We start from the raw sequence: 19,231 nt of genomic DNA, 5'->3' as shown, positions 1-19,231 counted from the left end.
GGGTTCGTTGGGGTTCTACTTCTGCGGCAACTGCGGTTTCGTGCCCCGGAAGGCGTCGCGCTTCGCGTGGGTGGGCAGGCGCACGACCTGCCCGGTGCGGGCGCTCTCGTACAGGGCGTCCATGACGACGTGGTCCTGCACGCCCTCCTCGCCGGGTGTCCAGGGTGTGTCGCCGCTGCGGATGCACCGCGCGAAGTGGTCGAATTCCAGCGTGAACTGGTCGTACTTGGGGAATGTGGGTTTGTGGGTGCCGCCTTCGCTGCTGACCTGCAGCTTCAGGCCGTCGTAGGGGAAGGCGGGCTCCATGTTCAGGCTGCCCTTCTCGCCCATCGCGCGCAGGGAGGTGGTCTTGAACGCCGCGTAACTCGTCTGGATGGTCGCACTCACGCCGCCGGGGAAGCCCAGCAGGGCGCTCATGGACGCCTCGACCTCGCGGAATCGCGGGTCGCCGCCGGGCTGGTGCTGCGTGGCGAACACCCACTCGGGTTCCTGCCCGGTCAGAAAGCGCAGGGTGTTCAGGCTGTAGATACCCACGTCCGGCAGCGGCCCGCCGCCCGCCAGCTCGCGTGTCAGGCGCCACGCCTCGGGGTCGTCCTCGACCTGCGCGTGAATGGAGTGCAGCAGCCTCAGGTCGCCCAGCGTGCCGCCCTGCACGGCGTCTCTGGCCGCCCAGTGTTCCGGGGTGTACTGGCAGCGGTAGGCGGTCATCAGCAGCACCCCGGCCTCACGGCAGGCGTCCACGATGGCCTGGGCGTCCTCGGCGTTCACGCCCAGCGGTTTCTCGCACAGGACGTGCTTGCCCAGGCGGGCGGCGCGGGTGGCGTACTCGCGGTGCAGGCTGTTCGGCGTGACGATATACACCGCCTGCACGTCCTCGCGGCCCGCCAGCTCGTCGAACTGCTCGTAGGTGTAGGCGTCCCCGTCGGTCAGGCCCAGGGCGTGCGCGAAGCCCTGCGCCTTGTCCACCTCGCCGCTGACGAGCGCCGCGACATACGCGTGCTCGCTGGTCCGGGCGGCGGGAATGAGTTCCTCGGCGGTCAGCTTGCCGATGCCGACCAGGGCGAAGCCCACCCGAGTGTCCTGCGCTTCGGGGGGCGTGATGTCCGGTTTCAGGGGCATGCTCCACCGTACGGGCGGGGCCGGGGCAGGCTGGTGCGGGCGCACTTCAGGTGTTCTTCAGAGGTGCCCTGCCCCGGCGCGGCCCTCCACCTTCTGCGGGTTGGGCTCCAGCGGCGGCGCTGAAGTCCGTGGCGACGCGGTCGGGCCCGGCGGCCCGCGCGGCGTACAGCAGCTGCGCGGCGCGGTCGAGCATGTCCTCCGGGTGCGCGCAGCCCGTGTCGGTGCACAGGCCCACGCCCAGCGTGACGCGGGCAGGCAGGGGTGTGCCGCGCAGGGCCCGCACGCTGGCCCGCAGCCGCTCGCACAGGATCAGCGCGCCGTCCGGGGGCGTGTCCGGGAGCAGCAGCGCGAACGTCCCGTCGTCCAGGCGGGCCACGGTGTCGCAGCGGCGCAGGCGATCGCGCAGATGACCGGCCAGGACGCGGCGCAGGTCGTCGGCGGGTGCGCCCGTCAGCGGGGTGGGTGTCTCGGGGGCCAGCACGGCCACGGCCAGCGGTTGAAGCCGGGCGCGGGCGGCCTCGAAGGCGGCGTGCAGGCGGCCCTCCAGGGCGCGGCGATCCGGCAGGCCGGTCAGGGCGTCCAGACCAGCCTGACTGGCCTGCCGCTCCGCCTCCCCGGCGCGGTCCGGGCGAGCGAGGCTCAGTTGACGCAGCAGTTCACGCTGCTCGGCGGCCACCTGACGGCTGCGTTCGGTCTCGTGCTCGATCAGGCGCACGGCGCTGCGGCGTTCGGCGTCCGCGCGGCCCAGCGCGTCGGTCAGGCGCAGGTGCTCGCGCAGGTGCGTCAGCGCCCGGCCCGGTTCGCCGGTCTGCTCGTGCAGGTCACTCAGCGAGCGGTGCGCGCCGCTGGCGATCACGTCCGCCCCGACCCGCCCGGCCAGGTGCAGCGCGCGGTGCAGGGCCTCCTGCGCTCCCGCCGGGTCGTGCAGGCGCATCAGGGTATCGCCCCGGCGCAGGTGCAGCCGCGCCTCCAGGTAGAAGTCACCCATGCGGCCCACGAGGTGCAGTGCGCGCGCGTAGGCCCGCAGGGCGTCCGGCAGCTGTCCGGACTGCTGGTGGATGTGCCCCAGTTCGGCGTGCACCTCGATCAGGTTGTCCAGGTCGCTGGCCGCCCCGGCGAGTTCCTCGGCGTGACCCAGGTGCGTCAGGGCCTGCGGGAACTGGCCCAGGCGGCCGTGCAGGATACCCAGGTTCGTCAGGGCCACGATCTCGTTGTACGGACTGCCGTGTACGCGCGCCAGGTGCAGCGCCTGCGTCTGGTAGGACAGCGCCTCCTCGTGGCGTTCCATCTCCATGGCGACGTTCCCGACGTTGTTCGTCGCGGCGATCTGCACGACGGTGTTGCCCGCCCCGGTCGCCAGTCGCAGCGCCTGTAGGCTGTAGTTCATGGCGGTCGTCTGGTCGTCCAGCCGCTGGTACACGATGCCAAGGTTGTTCAGGCACGCACTCAGGAACCAGTCGCTGCGCGCCCGCTCAAAGAGGGTCTGCGCCGCGAAGTGCGCCTCGAGCGCCTGCGGCAGTTCGCCCAGGTTCGAGCGGACGGTGCCCAGGCCCATCCAGCTGCGCGCCAGTCCCAGGTCGTCGTGCACGTGTTCGTGCAGCCGCACCGCCTCGTGCAGCGTGGCGCGCGCCGCGTCGTACTCCCCCAGGCGGGACTGGCCGCGTCCGAGTTCCAGCGTGGCGCGGGCCAGCCCGCCCGGGTCATTCAGACGCCGGGCCAGCGTGGCGGCGTCCCCGGCGCGGCGCACTGCCTCGGCCGGGTTCTTGTCCCACAGGCTCGCGGCGAGTTCCAGCAGCGCCCGCAGGCGCGGCTGACCGCGCGCGCCGCGCAGGCGGCGTTCCAGCTCGCGGGGATCGGAGGTCATGGTTCCCGGAGTCTAGTGGGGCGCCCGTCACGGCGTCCTGAATGCCCGCGCGGTGAAGTACGATGCCTCCCAGGATGACGGGGGCGGTGCAGGGGGCGCAGCAGGTGCGGGAGGCTTCGGCCATCCCGACCCTGGAGCGGCCCCTGTACCTGCTGACGTTCTTCACCCCGCAGCAGCCGCAGTGGACGCTGGCGAACCTCGCGCGGGCCAGCGGGCTGCCGAAGGCCAGCTGTCTGCGCGCGCTGCGGGTGCTGGGTAAGTACGACCTGCTGCGCCGCGAAGGGGACACGTACCGGCTGGGCGGGGCCTTCATTGCCATGAAGGCGCACGTGCAGGTGCACGCCCCGCCGCTGAACGTGGCGCTGGCGCACATGGAGCACCTGCGCGAGCGCACGGGCCTGAGCGTCGCGTGGGCGGTGCTGGACGAGCAGACAACCCTGTACACCGAGGTCCTGCCGGTCGGCGGCGCTGCGCCCGTGGTCCCCGGTGAGCGGCGGGACGTGCTGCGTGACCCGTCGGGGCGGCTGCTGCTGGCGTTCGCGCCCCTGTCCCTGCGCGAGCGGCTGTTCGGCGAGGCGGGTGCGGCGCGGCCCGCGCTGGACGCCCTCGATCAGGTGACGCGCCGCGCGTGGCTGTCCGCGCCGCGCGCGGACGACCTGCCGGGCGGCGTGACCCAGGTGGCCGCCCCGGTCTTCCGGTCCGGCGGGACGCTCGTGGCCGCCCTGAGCGTCTCCTGGCCGGGCCAGCCGGACTGGGCAGGTGCGGCCCCGGCCCTCTCTGCGCTGTGCGACGCGGCGCGGCGCGTGTCGCACGACATGGGATACCTGCGGCCCTGGGCCGGGGACGCCGCGTTCTTCCTGGACGCCCGCGCCCGCCTGCCCGGCTGAAGCGGGCCGCACGCGTGGGGGGGCCTGCTCCCCTGTGAACAGGCCCCCCCACGCGGCTGGAATGAACGGTGTTAGCGGGTCTCGGTGAGGCTGTACGCGCCGCTGCCGCTGTACGCGTAGATCTGCCAGCGGTAATACCCGCTCGCGGCGGTGTACGTGATGGTTTCGCTGCTGGTGCTGCCCTCGGCGGCTGCCACGTCCGCCCAGGCGCTGCCGTTCCATTTCTGGAGGTACAGGTCGAAGTCCGTGCCGCTGGGGCCGGTCAGCACGCCTTTCAGGGTGCCGCCCGCGTACTGGAAGTACCCCGCACTCCTGGGTTCGTAGGCGCTGTAGCCGGCGTTCACGGTGCCCTGATAGGTCGTGCCGGGCGTGGGCGTGGGGGTGCTGCCGCTGCCGGGGTTCGTGAACAGCAGCTTGTTGGGACTGCCGGTGCCGACGTTGCTGATCTTGTTCGCGGACGACGCGTTCAGCAGCGCGCTGGCGATCTGGCTGGTGCTGTACCCGGTGTTCTGCGCGAGGACCAGCGCGGCGGCGCCCGCGACGTGCGGGGTGGCCATCGACGTGCCGCTGATGGTGTTCGTGGCGCTGTCGTTGGTGTACCAGGAGCTGGTGATGTTCGTACCGGGCCCGAAGAGTTCGACGCAGCTGCCGTAGTTGCTGAAGGTGCTGCGCACGTCGCTGCTGTCGGTGGAGCCGACCGTGAAGGCCCCGGCGGAACTGGCAGGGCTGTAGGCGCAGGCGTCCCTGTTGTCGTTCCCGGCGGCGACGGCCATGAACAGGCCTCTGCTGTTGGCGTTGCTGACGGCGTCGTTCACGGCCTGGTCCTTGCCGCCGCCCAGGCTCAGGTTGGCGATGGCGGTGGCGCTGCCCTTGTTGCTGACGGCCCAGTCGATCCCGGAGATGATGCCGGAGAACGAGCCGGATCCGGAGCAGTTCAGGACTTTCACGGCGATCAGGCTGGCGCCCTTGGCGACGCCGTAGGTGCTGCCGCCGACGGTGCCCGCGACGTGCGTGCCGTGTCCGTTGCAGTCGGTGTTCTGGCCGTCGCCGGTGGTGTTGGTGCCCCAGGTGGCGCGTCCGGCGAACTGACCGTGGCTGGTGCGGATGCCGGTGTCGATGATGTAGACCTTCACGCCGCTGGCGGTGGTGTCGTAGGTGTACGTGCCGCTCAGGGGCCGGTCGCGCTGGTCGATGCGGTCGAGGCCCCAGGTGGCGCTGCTCTGCGTGGCGGTGGCGTGGGCGACAGAGTCCTGCTGGATGTATTTGACCCGGGGATCGGCCTGTAGTCTTGCGAGATTCTGCGCGTTGAGTTTCACGGCGAAGCCGTTGAGTGCCTGGGTGTACACGCTCAGGATGCTGACGCCCTGCGGGTCGAGCCCGAGGGCCTGGACGAGACCGCCGCTCTGGCTGGCCAGGGCGCTGGCGGTGGCCCCGGCGCTCATGACGACGATGTACTGGCCGGGAATGGCCTCGGGAGTGTTCTGGCCGAGCACGGGGGCCTGGGTGCGGGTGCGGCTGGCGGCGTCGGTGGTGGGCAGGGCGGTCTGGGGGTGGGCCTGCTGACCGCAGGAGGCGAGAAGACCGGTCAAGGTGAGGATGGTGGCGGCGTGACGTGCATTCATGCGGTTCCTCCTGAGCACCCGGCGCCGTTCACATGGCGCCAGGTGGCCTGCCCTGCGGGCGGCGGCGTATGACATTGAGCAGACATGACAGTTGTATGCGTTTCATCTATTGAAACGTTTTTCTTGTCTATACATCATTTGCTCAGTGAGATGCTCTCACCAACATGACACTCGCCTGCCCGCACCGCGTTGGTCCTGCACGCCGCCCTCACGACAGGGCCGGGCCTCAGGAGTGCGTCTGTGAACCGCTCAGCAGACCCCGGTGCGACCGGGCTCCTGGGTTTCACCCCCAGGAACGCTCTACTTCCGGATCGTCTGGACTGCTCAGCGTACGGACCGCCGGGAGCACACGATCACGCCCGCTCCTGACGGCCAACAGCAGCAGAAGGAGGTCTGGGCGACTGCACCCGACCTCCTCCCCCCAGGAAACCCCTGGTCTCCCGCAATGCCCGACGGCTCAGCCGGCTGCCACCGACCGGCCGCCCCGCAGGTTGTCCCAGTGGTGTTCAGGTCCACCGGCAACCCGCAGTACGCGCCGAGACTGCGCTGCCAGTCGATGGTGTGCGCTGGCCCCCGCGCTGCCACGCTGCTCTACGCATCCAATTGGTCAGAGGTCCCCAGGGATACCCTCGAGACCTCTACAGTCTGCCCTCAGAAGAAACGGCGTTTACCGGGCTTCCCGACGGCCCGCTGCGCGCGGCTGAGCAGCGAGTCGATCACGCGGTCGCGTTTGCGGGCGCGGGTGTACTTGGCGCGTTTCTTCTGGCCGTTGCGGGCGGCGACAACGAGTTCCAGAACGACGGGTGCGGCGGCCAGGATGAGGCCCAGCTTGCCGGATCTGCTCTTCACGCGGGTGCGGTTCTTCATGTCCTCCATTACGACATGCGGGGCAGGAAAGTTGCTGAGGGGCAACTCAGGTTCCTTCAGAGATGCCCGGTCTGGCTGCGGCGCGCGTGGGTGGTCGCCAGGACGTCCAGCGTCTGTCCGGCCGGCAGGGCCCCCACGCAGCCAGCAGATGAGAGGCGTAGCGCGGTACCTCACCGACGGCCATATGGCGGCCGTGCGCAGGTGTGCGGCGGCGCGGTCCAGTTCATCGGCGGCGCTCAGGGCGTCCTGGCTGGCCTGACTGCGGGCGTCTCCCGGGGCGGTCATGGGCATGTCCACGCTGGCGGAATGGGGGGGCGACGGGCAGACGCCCCGGCGCGTCAGGCGCTAGGCTGGGGCATGACCGCAACTCAGGACCGGGTGGAAGGACTTCGCGAGCAGCTCGTGGCGTGGCGCAGGCACCTGCACATGAACCCCGAGGTGGGCTTCGAGGAGCACGGGACGGCCGCGTACATCGAGGCCGAACTGCGGAAGATGCCGGGCCTGAGCGTGTCGCGTCCCACGGCGACCAGCGTGCTGGCCATCCTGAAGGGTGACCTGCCGGGCCGCACCGTGCTGCTGCGGGCCGACATCGACGCGCTGCCCATCCACGAGGAGAACACCTTCGAGTTCGCCTCCAGAACCCCCGGCGTGATGCACGCCTGCGGGCACGACGGGCACACGGCGATCCTGCTGGGTGTGGCGCAGCTGCTGTCCGGGGACGCGGCTCACGTGCCGGGCGAGGTCCGCATGATCTTCCAGCATGCCGAGGAGATCGGCCCGGGCGGCGCCGAGGAACTGGTCATGAACACCCCGCTGATGGACGGCGTGGACGTCGTGACGGGCCTGCACCTGAACAGCCAGCTGCCTGCCGGTGTGGTCGCCGTGAAACCCGGGGCGTTCATGGCCGCGCCGGACATGCTGGAACTCACGATTCGTGGCAAGGGTGGGCACGGCGCGCATCCCGAGGAGACGGTGGATCCCATCGCGGTGGGCGCGCAGGTCGTGACGAACCTCCAACATGTCGTGAGCCGTATGGTCGCCGCGCAGGACGCGCTGGTGGTCAGCGTCACGAAGTTCACGAGCGGCACCACCCACAACGTCATTCCCGACACGGCCGAGCTGATGGGCACGGTCCGCACCTTCGATCCGGCGCTGCGCGAACGGGCCCCGCAGCTGATCGAACGGGTGGTCCGGGGCATCTGCGACGCGCACGGCGCGACGTACGACCTGCGCTACGAGTTCGGGTACCGACCGCTGATCAACACCGACTGGGTGGCGGCGCAGCTGAAGGACATCGCGCTGGACGTGGTGGGCGCAGAGCGCTTCCGGGACGCGCGTCCCACCATGGGCGGCGAGGATTTCAGCGCGTACCTGGAAAAAGCCCCGGGCGCGTACTTCAACGTCGGCTCAGGCAGCGACGAGGCTGACAGCCGCTGGCCGCACCACCACCCGCGCTTCACCATCGACGAGACCAGCCTGGAGACCGGCGTGGAGATGCTGCGCGCGGCCGCGCTGCGCCTCGCCCGCCCGGAGTAAGACCGTGCAGCTGCCCGAGACGGTCGCCAAGCAGATCATCGCCGACCACCAGCGCCGCCCGCGCCACACTGGCCCACTCGAAGGCGTGGAGGGGATCACGCTGGACAACCCGGGCTGCGGGGATCAGGTGACCGTTTGGGCCGATGTGCAGGGCGGCCGGATCACGGGCCTGACCTTCAGCGGGAAGGGTTGCGCGATCAGTCAGAGCAGCGCCAGCCTGATGACCGTCGCCCTGACCGGAAAGACGCTGCCCGAAGCGCAGGCGCTGACCGGGCAGTTCCGCGCGATGGTCATGGGTGACGCCGAGGGCACGCCCGACCTGGGCGACCTGCTGGCCCTGGCGGGCGTCAGCCGCCTGCACGCGCGGCGCAAGTGCGCGCTGCTGCCCTGGCAGGCGCTGGAGCAGACACTTCACCGGAAGGCCTGACCGCGAGAGGACCCCGGGCGACGCGCGCCGCCGGGCCCTTCGCAGTCACAGCGGTTTTCAGTTCCGCTGAAGGGCCAACACCACGCCCTTCAACGCCATTGCCGACCGCTGTCTCTCTCAGTGCCCGCTCTGCTCGATTCAACAGTACTGAGAGATACCCTCAATACCTTTGAATTCTGCGGTCAGGACTCCACGCCGGGCCGGGGCGCGACCACCTGGCAGAACAGGTCCAGCAGATCCGGATCGAACTGCGTGCCGCGCCCGTCACGCAGGACCGCCAGCGCCGCCTCGTGGCTCATGGCGCGCTTGTACGGCCGCTCACTGATCAGCGCGTCGTACACGTCGCACAGCGCAAACAGGCGCGCCAGCAGCGGCGTCTGGGTGCCCGCCAGACCGTCCGGATACCCGCTGCCGTCCCAGCGTTCATGGTGCGAGCGGACCACCTGCTGCGCCTCGGGCTCCAGGAACGGAATGCGGGCCACCAGGGCGGCGCCCAGTGGCGCGTGCTGCTCGACCACCGCGCGTTCCTCGGCGCTGAGCATGCCGGGCTTGAGCAGCACGGCGTCCGGGATGCACAGCTTCCCGATGTCGTGCAGGGCCGCGCCGCGCCGCAGGGCCGTCAGCTGCGGGCCGCCCAGTTGCAGCGCCTCGCCCATGCGCCGCGCGAGGTCCTGCACGCGCTGCGTGTGGCCCTGCGTCTCGAAGTCCCGCGCCTCAAGCGCGACGCCCAGCATGGTCAGGGCGGCGTCCAGCGTGACCTCCAGATCCGTGACGTGCGCGCGGCCCTCCATGACGCGCGCCCCCACAATGGCGAGCATCTGCGCCAGCGCCTCGTCCGGCGTGCGAAAGGGCCGGGACAGGTCCCGCAGCAGGCACAGCGCGCCCAGCGGGTCGCCTGTGCGTGACAGGAGCGGCACGACCATCAGGGCCCGCCGCTCCGGGTGACTGACCTGCGGGCGGAACGCGCCGCGCGCCGTGAGGATGTCGTCCACGCGGATCACCTGCCCTGCCGACAGCGCGCGCCACGCCATACCCTCGCCGCGCGCCAGGGTGGGCGGCGCCTCCAGTGGGTTCACGCCCAGCCCTGCCTCGGCCGCCGGGATGAGGGTGTCCGCGTAGGGGTCGTAGCGCATGAGCAGCGTGTACGTGGTGCGCAGCAGGTCGTGCGCCGTCTCCGCGAGGTGCGCGGCCAGTTGCTCGTCATCCGCGCGGCTCAGGTGCGCGTGCAGGTGTGACAGCTGTTCGAGTTCCCGCCAGCGGTCCTGGAGTTGCAGCAGCGCCGCGATCTGCTGCGCGAAGAGCTGCGCGTCCTGCATCACGCCCGCCGGGAAGGCGTCCTCCTTTGACAGGGAATCGAGGTTCAGGTGCGCGACCACCTCGCCGTCCAGCACGACCGGCACGCACAGGTTCGTGCGCAGCCGCTCGCGGTGCCCGGCGCGGGCAAGCCGTTCACTGTCTGGCGCGTGCACCACGCTCTCCTCGTCCAGCCAGGCGCGCTGCATGTCGCTCATGGTGGCCACGCGCGGCTTACCGCGCTGCCAGTCCTCGGCCGGGCCGCCGTACCAGCGCAGTTGCGCGGCCTCCGTAAACTCCAGGCCCAGGAGGTCCGGGTCGTACGCCACCACCGCGCACATCCGGAAGCGGTTGCCCTCACGGATGTTCAGGCTGGCGGCCTCCACGCCGTCCAGGGTATCCACTGCGCCGCGCAGAACCTCCAGCCAGTCGGTGTCGGTCAGGGGTCGGCGCTGCGTGAGCAGGGTCACGGTGGCCCGCTGCGCCTGCCACAGGGAATGGCGCGGCCGGATGTCCGCCGGGGTGTCGGGGGCCAGCGTGGGACGCGGCACGTTCGGGCTGAGCACCAGCCGGTTGCGGCCGTTCGCCTTGGCGAGGTACAGCGCCTCGTCCGCGCGGTGGCGCAGTTCGCCCGGCTGCTCGCGGGGCAGGCGCGTCGCGAGCCCAGCCGAGACGCTCAGGTTCGCCCAGGGCACCTCGCCGGAATCAGCCAGTCGGGCCTGCACGCGCTCCACGACCGCGCGGGCGGCGGTCTCGCTGCCCAGGTCCAGCAGCAGCGCGAACTCCTCACCGCTCAGGCGGTAGGCGTCCTCGCCGACCTCGTCGCGCAGCACCTGCGCGATGTAGCGCAGCGCCCGGTCGCCCACGGCTGTCCCGTGCTCCTCGTTCAGGCGGCGGAACTGGTCGACGTCCAGCAGGACCAGCTGCTCCCCGACCGGCAGCCGCGCCAGCTGCTCGTCGAACGCCTGCCGGTTGCCCAGACCAGTCAGGTCGTCCTGCCGGGACTGCTGGCGCGCCTCGAAGGTCAGGCGCAGCAGTTGCAGGCGCGCGCTGAGCACCCCCAGGACCGCCAGGGTCGCCACGCCGTGCAGGGCCAGCATACCGAGGTACAGCCACGGCGCAAGCAGCTGCGCGCCCGGCACCACAAACACGGCCACTCCCACGCCCAGGTAGGGAATGAGCAGCGTCGGCCACTGTGATACGCGCAGCTGCTTGAGGTTCAGCCGCGCGCGCAGCACGCTGCCCAGCAGCAGGACGCTCAGGGCGTTCGCCAGCGCGACTGCGCCGCCCGTCTCGGAGTCCAGCAGGCGCCACACCACCGGGCCCAGCGCCACCAGAGCCCCCGGCCCGATCCCGTAGCGCAGCGTGACAAGCGCCACCGGCACGTACCGCAGGTCGACCTTCAGGTCTCCCACGGGGGCGCTGTACCACACGAGCAGCAGCGCCGTCAGCGCCGCGAACGCCACCCGCCCCCAGTGGGCCAGAGGCGCGCGCCGCACCGGCCACTCGCGGTACGACAGGCTCAGCGCGAAGGCAGCGGTGAGGAGCAGACACAGGTTCAGCAGCACGTCCACCTCGGCACGGGTCCCAGCGTATGCCCCGGCGCCTTACATGCCTCTCACGCGCCGCGGTCCTGAACGACCCGCCCCCGCGCGGCGCCACCTGTGGTTCAGCAGCCCAGGGAGTTCAGCAGCAGGGGACCGTGCCCATCGGTCCCGGTCCTCCCTGCCTGCACCCCGGCGCGCCCAGGTAGCCCGCTCAGCGGCCCCGGAGGGTGCCCTGCACGGCACTCATGAACTCCGCGCGGGTGCGGGCGTCACTCTTGAACAGGCCGCGCATGGCACTGGTGGAGGTGCTGCTGTTCTGCTTCTGCACGCCGCGCATCGCCATGCACAGGTGCACGCCTTCCATCATGACCGCCACGCCCCTGGGCGCGAGGAGTTCCTGCACGGCGTCCGCGACCTGCGTGGTGATGCGCTCCTGCACCTGCAGGCGGCGGGAGTACAGGTCCACGATCCGCGCGAACTTGCTCAGGCCCAGGATCTTCCCGTCCGGAATGTACGCGATGTGCGCCCGGCCGTAGAAGGGCAGCATGTGGTGCTCGCACATGGAGTAGAACTCAATGTCCTTCACGATGACCATCTCGCTGCCGTCCGCGGCGAACACCGCGTCTCCCACCGCCTCGTGCAGCGTCTTCTGGTAGCCGGCGGTCAGGAACCCCCAGGCCTTCGCGACCCGGTGAGGGGTCTTGAGCAGCCCCTCACGGTCCGGGTCTTCCCCGATGGCCCCCAGCCAGTCGTGCGTCAGGGCGCGCAGGCCCGGCACCTCCTGCTTCTCGTCAGCGGCGCTGATCAGCGGTTCTATCGTCATGACCCTCTCCTTCTCACCCCGCACTCAGCGGCGCGAACATGAATGCGCGGAGTGTAGGCCCCCGCGCGGCCCGTCAACTGTCAAATGCCTTGCAGGCGAAGCGGGAGAAGTCCCCCAGTCAGGGAACCTCTCCCGCCCCGAACGCGCTGCCGCTACGTCCAGCTGACCTCGCCGTACGTCTGCTCCCGCGCCGGGCCCGCCGAGAAGATCACCACGGGGCAGCCCACGGTCTCCTCGATCAGGTCCAGGTACGCCTGCGCTTCCTTCGCCAGGGTCGCGCGGCTGTCGGCGCCGTCCGTGGTGGCCCAGCCCTTCATCTTCTTCCAGACGGGCTGGCCGTCCGCGTCGTATGCCACGCACACCGGGATCTCGTCCAGGCCCGCCAGGATGTCCATCTTGTTGATGACCAGCCCGTCCAGGCCGTTCACGTCCACCGCGTACTTCAGCAGCGCCAGGTCCAGCCAGCCCACCCGGCGCGGACGCCCGGTGGTCGTGCCGTACTCGTCCCAGGGCTTGCTGCCGTCCCCACGCAGGCGCAGGATGCCGGCCTCGTCATGCACTTCCGTGACGAACGGCCCGTGCCCGACACGGGTGTTGAACGCCTTCGCCACGCCGTACACCTTGTGGATGGCCTTGTGGTTCACGCCCGCGCCCACCAGGATGCCGCCCACCGTGGGGTGGCTGCTGGTCACGAAGGGGTACGTGCCGTAGTTCAGGTCCAGCAGGGTCGCCTGCGCGCCCTCGAACAGCACGTTCCGGCCGTCCCTGATCGCCCCGCGCAGCTGCGCGCCGGTGTCCTGCACGAACGGCGACAGGGCCTCACGCACCGGCGCCAGGGCCTCCATGGCCACCTGCGTGGACGTCCAGCCCGCGTCACGGGTGCTGTTCGGCTTGGCCTCCAGCAGCCGCTCCACGCGCTCGGTCAGCACGCCGTCGTCCAGCAGATCCCCGAAGCGGATGCCCACGCGGCGCGCGCGGTCCGCGTACGCCGGGCCGATCCCGCGCCCGGTCGTTCCCACGAAGTCCTTGCGGCCATCCACGAACTTGTGGTGCGGCAGCACCAGATGCGCCCGGTCACTGATCCGCAGGTCCGGGTTCAGGCCACCCGCGATCAGGTTGCGACGTTCCTCCAGGAACTTGTCCGGGTCGATCACCATGCCGTCGCCCAGCACGCTGACGGTCCCGTCGTGCAGCACGCCGCTGGGCAGCAGGTTCAGCTTGAACGTCTGCCCCTTGGCGGTCACCGTGTGCCCGGCGTTCGCACCGCCCTGGTAGCGCACCACGAACTCGGCTTCCGGCGCGAGAAAATCGGTGATCTTCCCCTTGCCCTCATCGCCCCACTGGGCGCCCACAATTGCGATTCCAGGCATCTCAGCCCTCCGGCCACGCGCACAGACTTGCCCCTTCCGCCCGGCCTGAAGCCCGGCAAAAAAAACACGGCGCGCAGCACCGTGCCTCAGTGTACGGGAAATGTCAGCCCATCCGGCAGGACTTGTTTACTGTGGGTGGACCGCCCGTCAGATCGGCTCGCCGTTCAGCGTGAGGATCAGGCGTCTTGGGCCGCCGTGGTCACGGTGTTCGCAGAGGTACACGCCCTGCCACGTGCCCAGCGCGAGGCGGCCCTGCTGGACGGGCAGGGTCAGGCTGGGGCCCAGGAGGCTGGCCTTGATGTGCGCGGCCATGTCGTCCTCTCCTTCCAGCGTGTGCGTGAAGGGCGCCCAGCCGTCGGGCACGGCGTGGGTGAAGTACGTCTCGAAGTCGGCGCGGACGTCGGGGCTGGCGTTCTCGTTCAGGGTGAGGCTGGCGCTGGTGTGCTGAATGAAGACGTGCAGCAGTCCGGCACGGGTCCGCCCCAGTTCCGGGACGGCCCCGACGATCTCGCGGGTGATGAGGTGGAAGCCGCGCCGCCGCGCGGGAAGGGTCAGGGTGTGCTGGGCCCACATGCCCTTCAGGGTACGGGCCCTTCGGTGGTCAGCGGGCGAGGCCGACGGTCAGGGTGGCCGAGTAGCCCTTGGTGGCGTTCCCGGTCACCGTGGGCAGCTGGGCGGCATACCCGTCGCTGAAGATGTTGTCGCGGCTCAGGCTGGTCTGCGAGAGGAAGCGGGCGCTGCTGCCGTACGCGGCCTGGGTGTACGTCTGCTGGCACATGGCCCGCGGGAGGGCCAGCTGTGACGTCTGGATCCGGTTGCGGGCGTTCGTGGCGCTGGCGAGGGTGGGGTACACCTCGAAGTGGATGTGGGGCCAGCGGCCGGGGTAGCAGCCGGGCACGACAGTCTGGAAGGTGACGTTGCCGCCCGCGTCGCTGACCTGCACGCCGCGCAGGTAGTCCTCGCCGACGATGGGGGCGCTGTACATGCTGTAGTTGCCGTCGGCGGTGCAGTGCCAGGCGTACACGGCGTACCCGCGCAGGGGCGCGCAGCTGCCATTCGTGTTCACGAGTTTCAGCGTGAGGGTCAGGGGCACGCCGGGCGCCACGTTGCCGGTGCCGAGGCTGCCGCGCAGGTCGCGGCGGACGACGCCGCTGCGGGTCAGGACGTTCAGGCTCTGGCCGCTGGCGACCGACCCGTCGGCAGGGTACGGCCCGGCCGTCTCGCTGGGAATGGGGGTGCAGGCGGCGCTGGTGCCGGTAGCGGCGCTGACGCGGCTGCTGGCCAGCAGCCCGATGCCGAGCAGGCCCAGGCCCAGGACGTGGCGGCGGTCGAGGACGCTGCGCGCGAGCATGTTCGTGTCGGCCTGCAGGCCCAGGTTGTTCAGGTCGTCGTGGTGGTCGTGGTCGTCGGCGGGGTATGGGCGGATCGGCTCGTTCATGGGGGCTCCTCTGCGCGCCCAGGTCAGGCTCCGGCGCTGCACCGTGAGAGTAGTCACGCTTGGTTAATCCACGGGGTATGGCCTCATGCGGGCCGGGTAGCGTCTGGGGAATGCCCGCCTCTGCTGTGCTCCGCTCCTCCGTTCGCCTGATGCGTGGTCTCACGCCGGTGGTGTTGACTGCTCTCATGTCTGCTCCTGCTGCACTGGCCGCTTCCGCTCCCTCGGTGGTCACGGTGCCGGTGTCGGTGCCGCTCTCGGGGGTGCAGGGCGCGGCGAATGCGCGGGTGCCGCTGGAGTTCGCGCGGGTGAACGAGGACCGGTCGTTCCTGGGGGGCTTGCTGCGGGTGTCGCTGTCGGGGACGGTGACGCGGGCGGGGCACGTGCAGGTGCAGGCGCTGCCGGACGGTTCGGGGTTGCGGGTCAGCGTGCCGATCCGCGCGGCGTTCCGCGCCGAGCCGGGCGGGGTGGGGGCGTTCCTGGCGCGGGATTTCGGGGGGGAGGCGACCGTGGCGCTGACGGTGGTGCCGACCATAACGCCGGACTGGGAGGCGGACGTGACCGTGCGCGGCGATTACGCGTGGACCGACCCGCTGAGTGTGGAGCTGGCGCAGGGCGTGCGGGTCAGCGTGCAGTCGCTGGTGGACGCGCAGGTGCGGGCACAGCTGGACGCCCTGGCGGCGCAGGTGCGCGCGGCCGTGCGGGAACAGGCGCGGCTGCGCGAGCGGGCGGGGACCCTGTGGGCGCGGGCGCAGCAGCCGTGGGCGCTGCCCACCCCGGACGCCGCGTACGCGCGGGTGACGCCGCTGAACCTGAGCGTGTCGCCGTTCCGGTTCACGCCGGACGCCCTGAAGGTGACGCTGGGCGCGCAGCTGCGCCTGGACGCCGGGCTGGGCCGCGCGCCCACGCAGGCGGCGCTGCCGCTCCCGGCCCTGCGCCGCAGCGACACGCTCACCCCGGACGTGAACCTCAGCGTGCCGGTGCGTCTCCCCTACCCGGAGCTGTCGGCGGCCGCCACGCGCGAGGCGGCGCGGCGCACGCTGACGCTTCCGGTGCCGACCTCGCCGACGCTGCGGGTCACGGGCGTGACACTGACACCACAGGGGGCGCAGCTGAACGCCGCCGTGCAGCTTCAGATCAGCGGGCCGCTGGGCCTGCGGCTCAGCGCCACGACGGACGTGCGCGGCACGCCCACCCTGGACGCGGCGGGGCAGGTGCTGACGCTGCGGAACGTGACGGTCACGACGCGCCGCGCGGGCCTGACCGGGCGGGTGCTGGCGTGGCTGGCGGACGCGCGCGCGCAGGCCTACGTGACGCAGGCGGCCCGTTTCGACCTGCGGCCGCGCCTGGACGCGGTGCGGGCGCAGGTTCAGGGTCGGCTTCCGTTCTCACCGGCGCCCGGCGTGACCCTGGGCGGCACGCTGCGCGCCCTGAAGGTCACGGACGTGCGTGTCACGCCGGACGCCCTGGTCGTGACCGGCGAGGCGCTGGGGACCCTGGACGCCAGCGTGGACGTGGGCCGCGCTGTCCGCTGAGCGTCGGGTCTGGGTGTGCGGGCGGGGCGCTCAGGGCGCACACTGGAACCCTGGTGAGCTTCGGCGGCCAGCAAGGAGTGTCACATGACGGCAGCCAATCTGAGTTTCACCTGGGTTCCGGGGACCATGGACCGCGTGCGCTTCACGCGGGAGGGCCGTACGTACACCGTGTACCTGCGGGACGTGGTGCGTCAGGACGTGCAGAGTGACAGTGCGCTGTACCTCAAGGGCCGGGTGGTCCTGCCGGTGTCGGCGGCGCACCTGGGTGAACTGATGGGCCGACTGTGCCTGAACGATGTCCGGAGCGAACCCCGCCGGTCGGCCGTACCGGGGGAGGCGGCGCGGGCCGACCGTGACCCGTGACTGGAGGTCACGGCAGGGGGGGTGACACACGTGCAGGCGTGATCGTGTATACTGTGACCTGTAGTTTTCCAAGTACGCATGATTGATCCGCGCACGAGGCAAGAGCTCGTGCGTGTTTTGCGTGTTGCGAAGACAAGGAGTGGAGTATGGCAGTAGGCATCGTGAAATGGTTTAACGCGGAAAAAGGCTTCGGTTTCATTCAGTCCGAGGGCAGCCCCGACATCTTCGCGCACTTCAGCGCGATCCAGGGCAGCGGCTTCAAGAAGCTGAACGAAGGCGACGAAGTCGAATTCGACATCGAAGACGGCCAGCGTGGTAAGGGCCCCCAGGCCAAGAACATCGTCGTGACGAAGGCCGCTCCTGTGAGCGACTTCGGCGGCCGCCGCAACGACCGCTGGTAAGACCCTCCGGGTCTGAAGGGAGTCCCCGCACGGGGGCTCCTTTTTTCATGCCGTGCGCAGCCTGTTCCCGGTGCAGGCACGCCCGGCGCCGTTTCTGGGGGCGCCCTGTACACTGTCAAGGTTGACGTGCCCCCGGCCTACGGGCGGCGCGGGGAGGACACATGGACGAGACGATGAAGGCGCCGCGCAGCCGGGCGCGCATGCTGGAACTGGTGTTCCCGAAGGACACGAACTACCACGGGACCGCGTTCGGCGGGTGGGTGCTGTCCCTGATGGACAAGGCGGCGAGCATCGCGGCGGTGCGGCACGCCGGGGGGAACGTCGTGACGGCCCGCATGGACGGCGTGGATTTCCACGTGCCGATCCGGGTGGGGGACGCCGTGGCGCTGGACGCGCAGGTGGTGCGGGTGGGCCGCACGAGCATGACCATCCGCGTGGACGTGTACCGCGAGCACATGCCGACCGGGGATCAGGAACTGGCCACGACGGGCTTTTTCGTGTTCGTGGCGCTCAATGAGCACGGCAGGCCCCGCCCGGTGCCCCCCCTGCCGGAGGGTCAGGACACGAGTGCCGCCGAGCCGGACTTCGAGGCGCGCCCGTGACCGAGGGCGTGACTGACGGGTTGCACCTGACCCTGGTGCGACACGGCGCGACCGACTGGAACGGCGCGGGCCGCTGGCAGGGCTGGTCCGACACGCCGCTGGGCGCGGCCGGAGAGGATCAGGCAGCGCGTCTGCGGCCCCGGCTGGCGGGGCGGGTGTTCGACCAGGTGTTCAGCAGTGATCTGGCGCGCGCGGCCCGCACGGCGGAGCTGAGCCTCCCGGCGGGCACGCCGTTGACGCTGGATGTCCGCCTGCGGGAACTGCACTTCGGGGTGTTCGAGGGCGTCACGACCGACGAGGTCCTGGGCGACGACCGCTACGCGCGGTGGCAGCTGGACCCGTGGGGCACGCCCGCCCCGGACGGCGAGAGCCTGTCGCAGGTCGGCGCCCGCCTGCGCGACTGGGCCGAGGAACTGCCGGGCGGGCGCGTGATCGCGTTCACGCACGGCGCGGCGATCCGGGCGCTGCTGTGCGACCTGTTCGGCTGGCCTGCCCGGCCGCAACCCGGCTACGTCCTACCGTTCCCATACGGGCTGTCCCACACCAGCCTCACCACCCTGACCCGCACCGGGCGGGGGGCGGGGGCGCGCTGGGCGCTCGTGACGTACAACGACCACGCGCACCTGGAGTAGAGGGTTGAAGGTCAATGGTTGAGAGCAGGTGACCTCTCTCAACCATCAACCGGTCACCATCACCCCTGCTGGGGCGGCGCGATTTCCAGTTCGCTGGCGAGTTCGGCGAGGAAGGCGCGCATGGTCAGGGTGCGGCGTCTGGCCTCGGCCTGCCCGGCGGGGGTCAGGAACGTGCCGTCCAGGCGCAGCAGTTTGGTGAAGAAGTGATCGATGGTGTAGGCGAGGTCGTCGGGGGCGCGCGTCTCGGCCCAGGGGTCGTCCGGGTGCAGCAGGGCGCGGCCCAGCTGTCCGCCGACGCCCGCGACGCGCAGCACACCCAGTGCGCCCAGCGCGTCGAGCCGGTCGGCGTCCTGTAGAGCGCGGCCCAGCGGGGTGGTGGGGGTCGCGCCGCGCGAGTAGCTGTGGTCGCGCACGGCGTCCGCGATGCAGCGGGCGTCGTCCGGGGTGAAGCCCAGCCTGGGCAGCTGGCTCAGGACCGCCTGGGCGCTGAGGTCGCTGGCGTGGGCGCGGTCCGGGTGGTTCTTGGGGAGGTTCACGACGTCGTGCGTCAGGGCGGCGGCGACGGCCAGCGCGGGCGCCTGATCGGGGGCGCAGCGGATGGTCCAGCGGGCCACGCGGGCCAGGTGCGCGTCGTCGTGCGCGGCGTCGGGGCGCATCTGCACCTGTACCCAGGCCCACACGGCGGGCAGGCGCGGGTCGAGGGCCAGCAGGGGGTGCAGGGCGTTCACGCGGCGTCCGCCTGACGGGGCGGCGTGTGCTTCCCGGCGGGCGCGTGGCGAGGGTGGCAGGAGCTGGTCATACGCGCAGGATAGCGGCGGGCTGTGTGGTGGCCGCGCCCGCCCGGATGAGTGCAGGGTGATAATTTTCACAGTCGGGCGCCGGTTTGTGAAGCCGCTGATACACCCTGG

18 protein-coding genes are annotated in these 19,231 nt (G+C 71.0%); 8 read left to right on the top strand and 10 right to left on the bottom strand.

Features of this window, described 5'->3' with window-relative positions:
• Window positions 1–15 precede the first annotated feature (15 nt).
• Together SY84_RS12700 and SY84_RS12695 are read right to left on the bottom strand one after the other, a co-directional pair.
• Window positions 16–1,119, bottom strand: coding sequence for a Gfo/Idh/MocA family protein (locus SY84_RS12700; protein ID WP_046844309.1), 1,104 nt, complete (start codon window positions 1,117–1,119; stop codon window positions 16–18).
• A gap of 46 nt (window positions 1,120–1,165) precedes the next feature.
• The gene (locus tag SY84_RS12695; RefSeq protein WP_046844308.1) at window positions 1,166–2,983 is read right to left on the bottom strand and encodes a GGDEF domain-containing protein; all 1,818 of its coding nucleotides are present in this window, start codon (window positions 2,981–2,983) and stop codon (window positions 1,166–1,168) included.
• Window positions 2,984–3,057: 74 nt separating this feature from the next.
• Between SY84_RS12695 and SY84_RS16005 the strand changes: the two genes are divergently transcribed.
• On the top strand, window positions 3,058–3,870 hold the full coding sequence (locus SY84_RS16005; protein ID WP_052751157.1) for an IclR family transcriptional regulator: 813 nt from the start codon (window positions 3,058–3,060) through the stop codon (window positions 3,868–3,870).
• 71 nt (window positions 3,871–3,941) lie between these two features.
• On the opposite strand, the gene SY84_RS12685 is transcribed toward SY84_RS16005, so the two are convergent.
• Together SY84_RS12685 and SY84_RS12680 are read right to left on the bottom strand one after the other, a co-directional pair.
• Complete coding sequence (locus SY84_RS12685) at window positions 3,942–5,492, bottom strand: S8 family peptidase (RefSeq protein ID WP_046844307.1); 1,551 nt, start codon at window positions 5,490–5,492, stop codon at window positions 3,942–3,944.
• A 651-nt stretch (window positions 5,493–6,143) separates the two neighbouring features.
• Window positions 6,144–6,359 (bottom strand): hypothetical protein, encoded by a 216-nt coding sequence (locus tag SY84_RS12680; RefSeq protein WP_046845217.1) that lies wholly within the window; start codon window positions 6,357–6,359, stop codon window positions 6,144–6,146.
• Window positions 6,360–6,716: 357 nt separating this feature from the next.
• On the opposite strand from SY84_RS12680, the gene SY84_RS12675 reads away from it, so the two are divergent.
• Both SY84_RS12675 and sufU read left to right on the top strand, forming a co-directional pair.
• On the top strand, window positions 6,717–7,895 hold the full coding sequence (locus SY84_RS12675; protein ID WP_046844306.1) for an amidohydrolase: 1,179 nt from the start codon (window positions 6,717–6,719) through the stop codon (window positions 7,893–7,895).
• A gap of 4 nt (window positions 7,896–7,899) precedes the next feature.
• Window positions 7,900–8,322, top strand: coding sequence for a Fe-S cluster assembly sulfur transfer protein SufU (gene sufU, locus SY84_RS12670; RefSeq protein ID WP_046844305.1), 423 nt, complete (start codon window positions 7,900–7,902; stop codon window positions 8,320–8,322).
• 182 nt (window positions 8,323–8,504) lie between these two features.
• Here the strand turns inward: sufU and SY84_RS16000 are convergent, their stop codons facing one another.
• The 5 genes from SY84_RS16000 to SY84_RS12645 form a co-directional block, all read right to left on the bottom strand.
• Window positions 8,505–11,183 (bottom strand): HD domain-containing phosphohydrolase, encoded by a 2,679-nt coding sequence (locus SY84_RS16000; protein ID WP_157882983.1) that lies wholly within the window; start codon window positions 11,181–11,183, stop codon window positions 8,505–8,507.
• Between the two features lie 190 nt (window positions 11,184–11,373).
• Window positions 11,374–11,985: a GTP cyclohydrolase I FolE gene (folE, locus tag SY84_RS12660; protein WP_046845215.1), complete on the bottom strand. Its 612-nt coding sequence runs from the start codon at window positions 11,983–11,985 to the stop codon at window positions 11,374–11,376.
• A gap of 152 nt (window positions 11,986–12,137) precedes the next feature.
• Window positions 12,138–13,355, bottom strand: a complete 1,218-nt coding sequence (locus SY84_RS12655; protein WP_046844304.1) for an adenylosuccinate synthase — start codon at window positions 13,353–13,355, stop codon at window positions 12,138–12,140.
• Between the two features lie 147 nt (window positions 13,356–13,502).
• Window positions 13,503–13,928, bottom strand: a complete 426-nt coding sequence (locus SY84_RS12650) for a secondary thiamine-phosphate synthase enzyme YjbQ (RefSeq protein ID WP_046844303.1) — start codon at window positions 13,926–13,928, stop codon at window positions 13,503–13,505.
• Window positions 13,929–13,956: 28 nt separating this feature from the next.
• Window positions 13,957–14,793, bottom strand: a complete 837-nt coding sequence (locus tag SY84_RS12645) for an intradiol ring-cleavage dioxygenase (RefSeq protein ID WP_046844302.1) — start codon at window positions 14,791–14,793, stop codon at window positions 13,957–13,959.
• Window positions 14,794–14,978: 185 nt separating this feature from the next.
• On the opposite strand from SY84_RS12645, the gene SY84_RS12640 reads away from it, so the two are divergent.
• The 5 genes from SY84_RS12640 to SY84_RS12620 all read left to right on the top strand — a co-directional run bounded on the left by SY84_RS12640 (window position 14,979) and on the right by SY84_RS12620 (window position 18,323).
• Complete coding sequence (locus SY84_RS12640) at window positions 14,979–16,325, top strand: DUF4403 family protein (protein WP_245621340.1); 1,347 nt, start codon at window positions 14,979–14,981, stop codon at window positions 16,323–16,325.
• Between the two features lie 84 nt (window positions 16,326–16,409).
• Complete coding sequence (locus SY84_RS12635) at window positions 16,410–16,688, top strand: hypothetical protein (protein WP_052751155.1); 279 nt, start codon at window positions 16,410–16,412, stop codon at window positions 16,686–16,688.
• A gap of 146 nt (window positions 16,689–16,834) precedes the next feature.
• On the top strand, window positions 16,835–17,089 hold the full coding sequence (locus SY84_RS12630) for a cold-shock protein (RefSeq protein ID WP_046844300.1): 255 nt from the start codon (window positions 16,835–16,837) through the stop codon (window positions 17,087–17,089).
• Between the two features lie 161 nt (window positions 17,090–17,250).
• On the top strand, window positions 17,251–17,691 hold the full coding sequence (locus SY84_RS12625) for an acyl-CoA thioesterase (protein WP_046844299.1): 441 nt from the start codon (window positions 17,251–17,253) through the stop codon (window positions 17,689–17,691).
• Window positions 17,688–18,323, top strand: coding sequence for a histidine phosphatase family protein (locus tag SY84_RS12620; protein WP_245621339.1), 636 nt, complete (start codon window positions 17,688–17,690; stop codon window positions 18,321–18,323). Before SY84_RS12625 ends, SY84_RS12620 begins: the two co-directional genes overlap by 4 nt.
• 59 nt (window positions 18,324–18,382) lie before the next feature.
• On the opposite strand, the gene SY84_RS12615 is transcribed toward SY84_RS12620, so the two are convergent.
• Window positions 18,383–19,051 carry an HD domain-containing protein gene (locus tag SY84_RS12615; RefSeq protein WP_052751154.1) on the bottom strand — a complete coding sequence of 223 codons (669 nt, stop codon included), beginning with the start codon at window positions 19,049–19,051 and terminating at the stop codon, window positions 18,383–18,385.
• Between the last annotated feature and the right edge of the window lie 180 nt (window positions 19,052–19,231).

The sequence above is a fragment of the Deinococcus soli (ex Cha et al. 2016) genome, assembly GCF_001007995.1.
Taxonomy (GTDB): Bacteria; Deinococcota; Deinococci; order Deinococcales; family Deinococcaceae; genus Deinococcus; species Deinococcus soli.
This window is presented reverse-complemented; position numbering and strand designations above follow the sequence as displayed.